Source organism: Candidatus Thermoplasmatota archaeon (assembly GCA_022848865.1).
Classification (GTDB): Archaea; Thermoplasmatota; Thermoplasmata; order RBG-16-68-12; family JAGMCJ01; genus JAGMCJ01.
In genome coordinates this window covers 15,029-27,178 of the sequence record JAJISE010000027.1, presented here as the reverse complement: position 1 = coordinate 27,178, position 12,150 = coordinate 15,029, and the positions used below count along the sequence as shown (strand labels likewise).

The window sequence follows — 12,150 nt, the reverse complement described above, 5'->3', positions numbered from 1 at the left end:
GGTATCTCCCAGGATCGTGGACAGCATTTCGTACTCCGGCGCGATGGATGCCCACCAGACGGAAGTCGATATCGCATTTGAGCGAGCGATGGACAGGAAGGCCCTTCCCCGTTTGATGAGGGAGCTAGGTCGGGATCTCGCTGAACATATCGACTCGACGATCGATGTGAATCCCCTCAGGGTCAGGAACCTGCCGAAGAAGGGTGGGAGCTTGTCGTCTCCCGCTGTGGACTCTCGCGGCAAGGGAAACGTCTTCAGGGCGGCCGAGGAGGATGACAAGATAATGGTCGAGGTCCACATCAACCTCTGTCCCGTTGTGTACACTTCCAGTAAGAAGGAATCCGAGATACTGGAAGCCCTTAGAAACGAGATGATCGACGACTCTGCCTATCTCATGTGGAAGCTTATGTCCTCCCGGATGCTGGATAGGTTCAAAGAGAGCGTGAGGAGAATCGAGGTCGGGCTCGGGTCCTTCGAGATAGACGAGGACGGCCCTCTTCCTCTGAAGATCTACAGTGCGCCCGAGAGGAGCATCGCTAGGAAGAGATCATAGCTTCGCGCCGCACTTGCCGCAGAAGGCATCCTTGCTTGAGATCCTCTCCCCACAATCCGGACAGTTCTGCTTCTGTTTGGCGCCGCACTTGCCGCAGAAGTCGTCCGCATCTTCGACGTCAGCTCCGCACTCCGCGCACTTCATGACGGCTGTGAGGGGCTCGCCGACGCTCTTCTTGTAGCATTCCTCACACGTATACTCAGCCTTGTTCTCATACTCGATTAGAATGTAGGGCTCCTTCTCCTGTCCACAGACCATGCAGGTCTCATGTTGTCGAGGCTCAGAATACTCCCGGATCCTCAGCGGCTCTTCGAGAGGAGTCTCATCCTGCTCCTCCTCTTCCATGCAGTAATGATATTGCCATGGCAATAATAATCTTTCGGAGCAGTTCACAGAATCATTGGGCTTCCGTCACCGCGTCCTTGCCCTTCAGCAGAACGCCCTTGACGCGAGGCTTGGACCCCTTCGATGGGACCTCGATGTATGAGATGTATCCAGATCTCACGTTGAGGTGCACGAAGGAGATGTTCTCCTTCAGCTCCAGCAGTCTCTTCTTGCTTCTTCGCTTCATCCCAATCCCACTTGACCAAGAAATCGGTTTTGTCGGTATATAAGCCGTCGGGCACTAGAATCAAAGTTGATAATAGGACATCGTAGGAGCAGAGCCAGACTTGGTCCCAGATGCACTCGGAACGCCCGTCTTACAAGAAGCCGTTCCACAAAGTTGATATAAGCGAGCCAACAGAGATTATACTGATGGTTGTTACACGTGACAAGCTGAAGGTCGCTATCGAGAACGCTCTCGAGGTCAGTCCTGACGAGGCCCTGGAGATGGCTGACAGGGTGCTCAGGTACTTCGGCTACGAAAACGTCATTGTGGACAACGCCATCGATTCTGAGGACAGGAAGCTTTTCTACAGACTGCACGATGCCGCGCTTCTGAACTCGAACGTCGACTCAGAGATACTCTCCAGCGGGAAGTCGTGGAGGATCTTCTATTGGGAGATCGATGCCAGTGAAGTGGAGAGGAACCTGAAGAAGGAGAGGAAGGCGAAGGAAGTCAAGTACGAGGACCTTCCCGACGAGGCTTGGTGGTCAGTGAAGGCCGCGGAGGCCGAATAGACCAAGTGCTGTCGTATGTCAATCCTTGTTGAAAAAGCGGTCCGATTCTTGAACAGCCAGTACTAAGATTCTGTCAGTTCCAGTGGTGCATCTCACCCACAAAGATTTAAATAGAAACATAGTTTACATGCGTTAGCCTCGCCATCGGCAACCCAGTATTGGGTACGATAGCATATCGGAGGAAAACGGATATGAAGACCCGAAACTCGAGCATGACAGTCACTGCCATAGTCTTGCTGCTGATGCTAGGCACTATGGTCGTGACGCCGAGCCAGAACTTGAGAGCGCAGGAAGACACAGTCGTCGTGTACGGCTGGGTTTTCGATGATATGAATGGAAATGGAGTCTGGGACGAGCCGCTCGAGTCGGGACTAGATGACGTACAGGTCGATCTGCATGATGTTTCCTCCACGGATCCCGTTTCGATGGACACCTTCGGTGGTGGCTACTTCGAGTTCGACATATCTCAGCCGAGCTACTATATGATACGGATAGAATCGCCTGGGAAGCAGCTCGAAGAGGGCCGCGTGTTCTTCGGTAACGAAACGGCGATCGTCAGAGTCCACGACGAGAACCAGGACATGGGCCACATCGGTCTGAAGTCGCGAGACATGAACGCCACGATTCGTGGTGCCGTGACTAACGGTATGGACGGACTGCCGATCAATGATGCAACCGTCACACTCCGCGACAAGGTGAACGACTTCGAGATATCACAAGTGACCGCTCCCATACACGAATACGAGAATCGAAGAGATAAGTGGATGATATCTCCTGACATCCCGATTCCGGATGTTCTCAACATCAGGCTGAGATTCAGGCACTGGTACAGAATGGAGAACGGGCAGGATGGAGGAAACATCCAGATATCGACGGACAGTGGAGGAAGTTGGAATGTCCTGGACCCACTCGGAGGTTATCCCAACCCGAGCGTCGTCGAAGGTCAGCCCGGTTTCACTGGAGTTGCCGGGTCAGACACTTTCTTCGAGTCCGTCTCAGCAGACCTCACCGCTTATGCGGGTAAGACGATCCAGTTCGCTTTCAGATTCACGAGCGACACCACGACAATCGAGGAAGGTTGGTACATAGACCTCATCCTCATCGAGGCGGCGGGCGAGACCATCTGGAGCGACGACGCGGAAATCGGGAATCAACGCGGATGGACCTTCCAGCCCGCGGGCGATCCCTGGCAGATCTCCGACCACAGGCACCACTCAACGTCCCCAACCCACAGCTGGTACTGTGGTCTGGACATAGAGGGATGGTACTCGATGGAGACCTATGATGGAGAATACGAGATTGAGGTCTCCCATCCGGACTACTCACCGACCTTCCAGACCGTGATAGTATCGCCAAACAACATCATCGGCAACCTCAAGCACACGAATGTGGTCCCCGCGTCCGAGACTCTGTACCTGAACGACGTTCCGATATCCGCCCCGGACTACCAGATAGACTACCCCAACGGGACGGTGAGCTTCTTCCTGACGATAGATGTCACGGACATCATAACGGCCGACTATCAGTACACGATGCCTGTCATGGATGAGTCGCTCGCATTTGGCGCGCTGGGCGGCGAGACCGGAGCGACGCTATCCAACGGCAACATCGACACCGGCAGTTTCGAACTCTACCTGGATGGGGGTTTGTGGGGGAACTACGTGCTTGACAATGTCACCGGTGTTGTGACCTATAATGTCACAATCGCTCCCGGATCCTTGATCTGGGCGAACTACACCCACAACGGCGGAACCCCAGTCGAGTATGAGGTTCTCACAAACACTTCCACACTCGCCTGGCCTCCAGTGCTAGGCACTCTGAGGATTTGGATCAACGGCCCTGAGGCGTTTTCGTTCGTGTACAACGCAAATGGAGAGATTTGGTACACACAGCCAATGGACGCCCTCGATGTCGTGAACGCCAGTTACGTGGCTCTGCATACGGTCGTGGACGAGAAGGTCCAGCTCGCGGGAGGCACCAGGGCGGACCTTGAACTGTTCAAGTACAAGATAAGCGGGCGCGCCAGAAGGGCCGACGGAGAGACCGGAATATCGGACAGACCCATTCACGTAGCACTCTATGACGCCAGCAATGGCAGGGTGATAACGAGCACGGCCTCCACAGGACCTGAGTTCAGCATAGGCGCCTATCCTGGCGAGTTCTATGTTGTGACGAGGATAGACGGCTACAAGACCGTGACGCTATCCTCTATCACCGTCATCGATTCGAGCGTCCCGATCTATGACCAGTACTTCGAAGTCTCCGAGGAAGAGCGCGTATACACCAACATCTCATTCGACGACAATGACTGGAACGTCATCAACGTCGATACTGCCTGGAAACTCAACAGCGAGAGTTACTTGGAGGGCATGGACTACTCCGAGCTCCACAACGTGCGAATGCAGATCGATATCGTGCTCGGGAACGGGGACGGAACTCTCGATGCTCTGGAAGTCATGGATTTCGTTGCATGGGTGGATGCGAAGGGGCCCAGATATGTGGTCACGGACCAATTCTTCCTCGTTGACGGCAACGAACTTGTGTCCGACCACGACAGCAACTCTGTGACCGCAATTCTGTCGGCTGGACCTGTCGAGTCAACTGATCCCTTCTGGATCATGACTTTCGCTCAGTACAACACGAGCGGGATCGAGTCGGGATTGGACGAGTACAAGCTGACACAGTACGTGGAATACGACACAAGCGTCATGGACCAGACGGAGAAGAACCGCACGTACAGCATCGACCTGCCAGAGCAGGATAGCAAGAAATACGAGATGGTGGAGAACGAGACAGTCTCAGGAATACACGTCGCAGGGTTCCTCACGATTAGGATCGACCCGCCGCAAGGTTCGGGCGGACCTGTCTCGGTCGATATGACGGTTCGCCCCTCCGTGGGTGGAATCGCGAAGATCGAGGTGATCGACCCGCTGGACCGCGTTTCATTCCCAGACGACAATCCATACCAGAACTACTCGGCGACCATCCCCGCAGAACTGAACATCACTTTCTCGGCTGCGAACTCGGTTGACAACAGCACTCCAACAGGACGCGTCTCGCCGCACGCGAACTTCACGTGGATATTCGACACATCCAACCCGGGTCAGAGCACGAGGTACGGAATAGAGGCCATCTACAACTACACGACTGGTGGCGAGTATACGGTGGACCTGACCATATCCGAGTCAGGCCTGGATCCTGGCGGAAACGTCAGCTTCCGGAGTGCAACGATATTTGTTGACGAGCTCGACCCGAGTGCCGTGATCTCAGTCAACATCACCTCTCTCGACTGGGCCGTGGACAATGCCAATGGCCAGACGATTGACGTCAACGAAAGCATGGCGATCAAGTTCGACAGTGTGGAATCGACAGACCTCATGTATGTGTCAACCGAAGGGGAGATCAAGGACTGGAAGTGGGACCTTGAGGGCGATGGGATCTGGGACCAGTTCGTCATGAGCTTCACGCACTCCTATGCCACTCCTGGCAACTACACGGTGAACCTCACCGTGGCTGATTCTGTCGGCCACTGGAGCTCTAACGCCACGGTCGACTTCATCGTGCACGACATCTCACCCCCATCGGCACGCATCATCCTACTGAACGACACTTACATTCCCACGACTTCCGCTATCGAGAACAAGACGTACTACTTCAATGCCAGCGAGTCAGCGGACAACTCCGATGACCTCGACAACCTCACGTTCGACTGGGACTTCGGAGACGGAACTGTAATCGCCGCGCTGCTGGGGAACTACAACGTCTCGCATGTCTTCGAGAGAATCGACACATACAACGTCACTGTCAATGTAACGGACAGGTCAGGGAACGCTGGGAACACCACCATGACCGTCAAGGTCATCGCAGACGCGTCCTCGAGACCCGATCTGGAGGTCCTGTCGGCGACATTCTACAGTGACCCCGAGAGCGTCGAGGAAGGTCAGAGCATAAAGCTGTCCGTGAACGTCACCAACAAGCAGAACCATGCGACCGCCGACGCTGTCCACGTGGACTTCTATCTGAAAGAAGGCGACAAGGAGACGAAGATCGGTGGCACAGTCAGATTCTACAATGAGTCTGGTCTGATTCCGACTGGTCAGGTCAAGATAGAAGCGGGAGAGACGATCCGGGCAGAGATATCCTGGACTCCCGAGGTCGTCGGAAAGCTGACGATTCTCATCAAGGTTTACGATGAGAATGAGCACAGCGAGCAGGTCGGACCGGACAATCGAATGACGGAGTTCGTGACGGTCAGTCAGGCACCCTGGAAGACCTACCTGGTCTACATAGTCCTCGTCATAGTGATCATCCTCGTCATCGTGGTAATCTGGCTGCGGCGGAAGTGGCAGCGAGGAGAGCTGAAGTTCAAGAGGAGAGAGAAGAAGGAAGAGCCAAAGGAGAAGAAGGAGAAGAAGAAGAAGACGAAGAAGTAGCTCACATCTCCTCTGGAGCTTGAATTCCCATCGTGTCGAGGCAGCTCACCAGGACTATCTTTGTACACTCCACGAGGGCACCCCTTGCATCCCGCAGCTCTGACTCTGCACGGATCACTCCGCAGTCGCGGTAGAACTGGTTGAAATCGGACGACAGGTCATAGGCGTAAGACGCCAGCGAATGCACTCTCAGGCTCCCCGCACAGTTTCGGATTACGGCGGGAAACCTGCTCAGCGTGTTCACCAGCCGTATCTCGGACGGGTGTGCGAGGAGTCCGTAGTCCTTCCCCGTTCTATCTGGAGCCTTCCTCAGGATGCTGCAGGCTCGAGCGTGAGAGTATTGAATGAACGGGGCGGTGTTCCCATCGAAGTTCAAGGCCTCCTCCCACTTGAAGACTATCTTCTTCTCGGGCTGGACCCTGAGGATGTTGTACCGCACGGCGCCCGTTCCCACGATGTTGGCGATGCTCTCTATCCTCTCCGGAGAGAGCTCCGGCCTCCTCTTCTTCACCTCCTCGGCCGCCCTGGCTCTCGATTCGTCTATCAGATCGTCCAAGAGCACGGTCGTACCGCTCCTGGTGGACATCTTCCCCTCGGGGGAGGAGACGAAGGCGTAGAAGACCGTCTCAGGCCTCTTCTCGACCCCCATCATGTCCAAGGCGAGCGTTAGCTGCTTCATTCCCAGTTTCTGGTCCTCGCCGAGGACGTTTATCGCGACATCGCACCGCTTGAACTTACCGAGGTGGTAGGCGATGTCTCGAGTCGTGTACAGTGATGTCCCGTCCTTTCTTGTGAAGAAGAAGCGGGCGTCCCACCCGTGAATCCCGGAGGATTCGAGGTCGAGGTAGTAGGCCCCCGCGTCCGAGTGAGCGTTCTCCGACCTCTTGAGGGACTCGATAACCTCATGGACGCTGCCGTCCAGTATCGTGCTGGACTCCCAGAAGTACGAGTCGAGGGTCACGCCGATCTCCTTGAGGGTGGAGACCATCCCTTTCATGACCTTCTCCGCCACCGCCTTCACATCGCGGACGATCTTCTCCTCGCCCCTGTCGAGCCTGAGCACGAGGTCTTCGATCGTCTTCTCAAGGGTCGTGTCAGATTCCAGTATCTCGTAGGCCTTCTGGTAGTATCGCACGATGAGATGGTCATCCTTGTCCCTTCGCGCCTTCGGGAGCTCATCTTCCGAGATGTTCTGCGTCGCCCACGTCAGAACGACCATCTGCCTCCCGGTGTCATTGACCAAGAACTCGGTAGTGACGTCGTAACCCGCCCTTCTCAGAACGCGTGCGAGGGTGTCCCCGATTATCGAGTTCCTTGAACGGCCGATGTGGATGGGGCCCGTGGGATTGACGCTAGTGTGCTCCAGCAGGATCCTCTCGTCCTTTGGCTCAAGACAGCCGAACTCAGGTCCGAGCGAGAGGATGGACTCGACCACCTGAGGCGTGAGCTTTCCCCAGTCGATGAAGGAGTTGACGTATCCTCTCGCGGCCTCGTGCTTTGAGAAGTACTCTCCCGTGTCCATCGCCGAGACGATCCGCTCAGCGCTGTCCTCCGGGCTGGCCTTGAGGGCCTGAGAGTACTGGAAGGCAGGAAAGCAGATGTCCCCGAGGCCCTCTGGAGGGGTCTCCAGCGGTATGTCAAGATGCTCAACCGCCAGCTTCTCCTCGGCTTTGCGCCTGATGTCCCTCAGGTCATCCTCTATCTCCGCCCAGGGATCCCTCAACATCAGCTCACCCTGTATCTCAGGATTCCCGCGTACCCGCCGAAGGCCTTCAACAGGAGTTGTCCCTCTTCCGAGTCCGTGGACACAATCTCAACTTTCGCTCCCGCCGCCTGGGCCTCGTTGTAGATGTTCTCGAGAAGGTCAAACTCCTCATCCAGGACCATGGTCTCGCCGCAACTCTCGCACTTCTTGTTGTGCGGGACGGAGTCGACGGACAGGGATTCCTTCGCTCCGCAGCTCTCGCAGATGTAGTCGAGCCTCCTCCTCTCAATGCCCTCGGAGAGTAGCAGTATGTCGACGGCGCCCAGTTTCAGCGCCTCGCGAACGTGTTGCTCACCGTAGACCGCGAGACCAGCATCCGGTTTCTTTATCTCCTTCAGGAGCCTGTCGATCAGCTTCTTCTCCCGCATCAGGTCCAGGTCGGAGAGCGCATTCTGAGCCTTCTCCACGAGTTCGCGCAGACCGTATTCGTCAGTGTAGCCCGTATCGAACGTGTCCATGAGCTTTTTTCTGAGCTCGTGATGGAGGTATTCCTTGGAGGCGAAGAAATCTTTCGTGGCTCCGGGTCCTCCCACAAGAATGCCGTTCAGCCCCTCCTCAGAGAGGAAGGCCTCATTCGCCAGGTTGCCGACCTTCGTGAAGAACTCGTGAGCGGCGATCTCAATCAGCCTCTCGAACCTTCGTGCCGATTGCCCTCCCTTGCTGTGCTTGCTTGGAACGAGCGACTGGATGTTCTTGACGAGTTCGATCCTTCTGCCTCTCAGGAAACCCACCGTTGCCTCGCTTCTGTCCACAACGATGAGCCCGTACGTGTCCTTCTCCTCCAGCATCTGGAGAAGCGGTTCCACGAAGAATTCCGAATCGCATCGGTACAGGAACGTCGGTGTCGGCTCGGGCGGTTCTATCACGAACTGGACCATCTGAGTCTGGTCGGCCGACGCGGACTTGTGACCGATGAAGAAGACGACCCCGTTCTCAGGCGGCCTCTTGTAGACTTTCAACCTGCTCATGATGGACTCTATGGCGGCCATCACGTTCTTCCTCGTACCCTTCGACTTGATGTTCGAAGACTGCGAGTACTCGTTTCTGAGATACGACATCGCATCCGATATCTGCTTGTCCGGCGGGACGTAGAGCGAGATGAGCTCGGTACCTCTACCTTTTGCATCACGGATCCTCTCGAGGTCCCTTTTGAACTTGTATCTCGCTATCTCCTGGCTCATGTCCCATCTTCACCGCATTCTTTTTATTCCTTAAATCCTTCACGCATATTAAGTTAGGGATTTGATGGAGAGGGTTGTAGTATCCATTGGCGGCTCGATTCTCGACTACGAGGACATCTCTTTTCTCAGGGATCTCGGGCGCACACTGCGCGATGCGGGTCGCAAGGTCAAGCTCTTCATCGTCGCGGGCGGTGGGAAGGTCTCGAGATCCTACATCGAGGCGGGGAGAGAACTGGGCGCGAGCGAGAGATACCTCGACCTCATGGGAATCAGAGCCACGAGAATCAATGCGATGCTCCTGAGCGCCGCGATCGGGGAAGAGGCCAATCCCTTCCCGCCAGCCTCCTACTCCGGGGTCATCCAAGAAGCGAAGGAGAGGAGAATCGTCGTCATGGGCGGTACGCGCCCCGGAAGGACGACCGACGGTGTTGCAGCCAGGCTGGCGCAGAAGGTCGACGCGGACAGGCTCGTCAACGCGTCCAACGTGGATGGCGTCTACACGAAGGACCCCAGGCGGTTCCGGGACGCCCGGCGGATAGGCAGGATGACGCATGACGACCTCATCGCTCTCTCCAGCGGGACGGCGGGGAAAGCGGGTCCGAACGTGATTTTTGACATCGTCGGCGCTCGGATAATCAAGAAGGCAGGCATCGCTCTGCTTGTCCTGGACGGGAGGGATCTGTCATCCCTGCGGGGCGCAATCCTCGGGAAGAGGTTCAAAGGAACGGAAGTGTCCTAGAGAAAGTGTTATCTGCTATCCCTATGTTAGTGATGGTGTGTCTTTCCGGGCATTCATCTCCGTTGATCTCGATCCCAACCCGCTCATCGAGAACTTCTCCAAGGCGCTTCAGGGCACAGGCGCGCGGCTGAAGGCTGTCCGAATCGAACAAATCCACATGACGCTCAAGTTCCTCGGTCCTACCGATGAGGGACTGGTGCCCAAGATCGAGAGTATCATGAAGGAGGCCGTGACCGGCGTCAAGCCGTTCGAGATCGGGTTCAAGGGGACGGGCGCGTTTCCCAACATGAACTACATCAAGGTCGTGTGGATAGGCCTTGTGAACTCCGACCCGCTGGCGGATGTCTCGAAGTTTCTGAACGACGAGATGGCGCCGCTGGGTTTCAAGCGGGAAGGCAGGGGGTTCTCTCCTCACGTGACCGTCGGCAGACTCAAGGGAAGCAAGGGCAAGGAGATGATTCAGGAGATACTCTCGAAGACGAAGGCCGCCGACTTCGGTGCTCAGATGGTCGACGGACTGAAGCTCAAGAAGAGTGTGTTGGAAACGACCGGTCCGATATATTCGACGATAGCAGAAGTGCCCTTCCCCACTGATTGACTATTTCTTTTCCAGGTGCAGGAGCATCCTGTCCCACTCGATCGAATTGTCGAGCCCGGATTTCTTGAACATGCCGCTCAGGAGCTCAGTGACCCGGGCGATCTCGCTGCTCATCGTCCTCCCGTAAACGTAGCACTCCACTCTGCCTGAGAGCGGGAAGATGAGTCGCATGTGACCGCTGCGGTTGTACCCCTCGGGTTTCCGATTGCTTCTCAGGTCCACCATGTTCTCCTCGATCAGGACATCGAGGAACTCAGGCTCAGCCTCGGGCATTTGGTCCGTTTCCTCCAAGAATCTCTTGTACACCTCCTCATAGACTGGCAAGAGGTCGATGTACCGCGTTGCTTTGTCGAATACGATGTGCCCGCTTCTGACCTGCATTACACCATGTTTCGATTGACGTCAGTCTATTTAAGCGTTGCGAGAGTCAGAGTTAATATGTCGGTGGACTTTCCCCCACACATGATAGCAGCTCTCACGGTCGCTGGTAGCGATTCCTCCGGAGGTGCCGGTGTTCTAGCTGACACAAAGGCATTCGCGTCCGTGGATGTGCACGGATGCGCTGTTCTGACATCCGTTACCGCGCAGAACACGCAGACGGTACGAAGCATCCATCCACTTCCCGTTTCCCTGATCGAGGAGCAGTTCGCCGCTGTTCTCACAGATCTCGACGTCAAGGCCGCCAAAACCGGAATGCTATACTCGGGCGAGATCGTGTCCGTGGTTTCCAGCGCCTTGAAGGACAAGGGCTTCCCCATTGTAGTGGATCCGGTCCTTGTCTCTACCGTGGGCGAACCACTTCACTCGACCGGACTTGTGGACAGTCTGAAAAGGGAACTGATTCCCATGGCGGACCTCCTCACTCCCAACATCCACGAGGCATCTGCCCTGGCCGGTATCGCGGTCGAGAACATGGAAGATGTGAGGAAGGCCTGTTCGATTCTCCATGGCCTGGGCTCTGAGAACGTCCTCGTGAAGGGCGGCCACTTCGGCGATGACGCCACGGACGTCCTCTTCGACGGCAGCACATACGTGGAGTTCAGGGGGCATCGGTTCGAGGGGGACGTGCATGGAAGCGGATGTGCCTTCTCCGCCCTGATCGCTGCCAATCTTGCGCGGCAGATGGGCATGGAAGAGAGTGTCAGACGGGCGAAAAGGAGGATATCTCTCGGGTTCCAGTTCGGCTATGAGATCGGGAAAGGCGCGAGGGTCATCAATACTCACCATGTCGTGGACAGATACTCGGTATGGAAGGATCTGTTCGATGCGATCGAGAGTCTGAAGTCCCTTCTCCCCGCCGAAAACGTCCCAGAAGTCGGCATGAACTTCGGATACGCTCTCCCCCTCGCGACGGACGCCAGTGAGGTGTGCGCCCTCAGAGGAAGGCTCATCAGGGTCGGTGACAGTGTTGGAAGTACTGGATGTCCCGATTTCGGCGCAAGCACGCACGTTGCGAGGATAATACTGGCAGCCGCTGAGTTCAATCCGTTGATAAGGAGTGCGATAAACTTAAAATACAGGGAGGAAACTTTGCATTCGTGTGAAGCGGCTGACCTAGTGGTGGCGAGCTTCGACCGATCCAAAGAGCCTGAAGGTGTATCCTCCATGGAATGGGGAACGAGACAAGCGATGAGTGATTCGGGCTCGGTTCCCGATGTCATATACGACGAGGGTGCGAAGGGCAAGGAACCCATGATTCGTCTGCTAGGAAGGAATCCGGCGGACGTTCTGTCGAAGCTCAAGAAGATCATCTGAGGGA

Annotated in this window: 11 protein-coding genes; 6 read left to right on the top strand and 5 right to left on the bottom strand. The window is 56.0% G+C overall.

The features are described 5' to 3' along the window. A partial coding sequence (locus LN415_06395; protein MCJ2556722.1) for a hypothetical protein occupies nucleotides 1–553 on the top strand: 553 nt, incomplete at its 5' end. On the opposite strand, the gene LN415_06390 is transcribed toward LN415_06395, so the two are convergent. Continuing rightward, nucleotides 548–898, bottom strand: a complete 351-nt coding sequence (locus tag LN415_06390; GenBank protein MCJ2556721.1) for a zinc ribbon domain-containing protein — start codon at nucleotides 896–898, stop codon at nucleotides 548–550. The two genes, LN415_06395 and LN415_06390, sit on opposite strands and share 6 nt — an antisense overlap. Before the next feature lie 52 nt (nucleotides 899–950). After that, nucleotides 951–1,124, bottom strand: coding sequence for a hypothetical protein (locus tag LN415_06385; protein ID MCJ2556720.1), 174 nt, complete (start codon nucleotides 1,122–1,124; stop codon nucleotides 951–953). A gap of 185 nt (nucleotides 1,125–1,309) precedes the next feature. Here LN415_06385 and LN415_06380 point away from each other — a divergent pair, with 185 nt between their 5' ends. Further along, nucleotides 1,310–1,675, top strand: coding sequence for a hypothetical protein (locus LN415_06380; GenBank protein ID MCJ2556719.1), 366 nt, complete (start codon nucleotides 1,310–1,312; stop codon nucleotides 1,673–1,675). Between the two features lie 191 nt (nucleotides 1,676–1,866). After that, nucleotides 1,867–6,108: a PKD domain-containing protein gene (locus tag LN415_06375; protein ID MCJ2556718.1), complete on the top strand. Its 4,242-nt coding sequence runs from the start codon at nucleotides 1,867–1,869 to the stop codon at nucleotides 6,106–6,108. A 1-nt stretch (nucleotide 6,109) separates the two neighbouring features. On the opposite strand, the gene argS is transcribed toward LN415_06375, so the two are convergent. Then, nucleotides 6,110–7,834, bottom strand: a complete 1,725-nt coding sequence (gene argS / locus LN415_06370) for an arginine--tRNA ligase (GenBank protein ID MCJ2556717.1) — start codon at nucleotides 7,832–7,834, stop codon at nucleotides 6,110–6,112. Then, nucleotides 7,834–9,054 carry a peptide chain release factor aRF-1 gene (gene prf1 / locus LN415_06365; GenBank protein MCJ2556716.1) on the bottom strand — a complete coding sequence of 407 codons (1,221 nt, stop codon included), beginning with the start codon at nucleotides 9,052–9,054 and terminating at the stop codon, nucleotides 7,834–7,836. Before prf1 ends, argS begins: the two co-directional genes overlap by 1 nt. 64 nt (nucleotides 9,055–9,118) lie before the next feature. Here prf1 and pyrH point away from each other — a divergent pair, with 64 nt between their 5' ends. Both pyrH and thpR read left to right on the top strand, forming a co-directional pair. Continuing rightward, on the top strand, nucleotides 9,119–9,793 hold the full coding sequence (gene pyrH, locus LN415_06360) for a UMP kinase (protein MCJ2556715.1): 675 nt from the start codon (nucleotides 9,119–9,121) through the stop codon (nucleotides 9,791–9,793). Nucleotides 9,794–9,830: 37 nt separating this feature from the next. Further along, complete coding sequence (thpR, locus tag LN415_06355) at nucleotides 9,831–10,391, top strand: RNA 2',3'-cyclic phosphodiesterase (GenBank protein MCJ2556714.1); 561 nt, start codon at nucleotides 9,831–9,833, stop codon at nucleotides 10,389–10,391. Here the strand turns inward: thpR and LN415_06350 are convergent, their stop codons facing one another. Continuing rightward, nucleotides 10,392–10,772 (bottom strand): hypothetical protein, encoded by a 381-nt coding sequence (locus LN415_06350; protein MCJ2556713.1) that lies wholly within the window; start codon nucleotides 10,770–10,772, stop codon nucleotides 10,392–10,394. A gap of 81 nt (nucleotides 10,773–10,853) precedes the next feature. Between LN415_06350 and thiD the strand changes: the two genes are divergently transcribed. Continuing rightward, on the top strand, nucleotides 10,854–12,146 hold the full coding sequence (gene thiD / locus LN415_06345) for a bifunctional hydroxymethylpyrimidine kinase/phosphomethylpyrimidine kinase (GenBank protein ID MCJ2556712.1): 1,293 nt from the start codon (nucleotides 10,854–10,856) through the stop codon (nucleotides 12,144–12,146). Nucleotides 12,147–12,150: the final 4 nt, after the last annotated feature.

What these genes read in the sequence shown, in the direction of transcription:
- LN415_06390 (MCJ2556721.1), bottom strand. Translation starts at nt 898, where the DNA reads ATGGAAGAGGAGGAGCAGGATGAGACTCCTCTCGAAGAGCCGCTGAGG.
- LN415_06385 (MCJ2556720.1), bottom strand. Translation starts at nt 1,124, where the DNA reads ATGAAGCGAAGAAGCAAGAAGAGACTGCTGGAGCTGAAGGAGAACATC.
- LN415_06380 (MCJ2556719.1), top strand. Translation starts at nt 1,310, where the DNA reads ATGGTTGTTACACGTGACAAGCTGAAGGTCGCTATCGAGAACGCTCTC.
- LN415_06375 (MCJ2556718.1), top strand. Translation starts at nt 1,867, where the DNA reads ATGAAGACCCGAAACTCGAGCATGACAGTCACTGCCATAGTCTTGCTG.
- argS (MCJ2556717.1), bottom strand. Translation starts at nt 7,834, where the DNA reads ATGTTGAGGGATCCCTGGGCGGAGATAGAGGATGACCTGAGGGACATC.
- prf1 (MCJ2556716.1), bottom strand. Translation starts at nt 9,054, where the DNA reads ATGAGCCAGGAGATAGCGAGATACAAGTTCAAAAGGGACCTCGAGAGG.
- pyrH (MCJ2556715.1), top strand. Translation starts at nt 9,119, where the DNA reads ATGGAGAGGGTTGTAGTATCCATTGGCGGCTCGATTCTCGACTACGAG.
- LN415_06350 (MCJ2556713.1), bottom strand. Translation starts at nt 10,772, where the DNA reads ATGCAGGTCAGAAGCGGGCACATCGTATTCGACAAAGCAACGCGGTAC.
- thiD (MCJ2556712.1), top strand. Translation starts at nt 10,854, where the DNA reads ATGATAGCAGCTCTCACGGTCGCTGGTAGCGATTCCTCCGGAGGTGCC.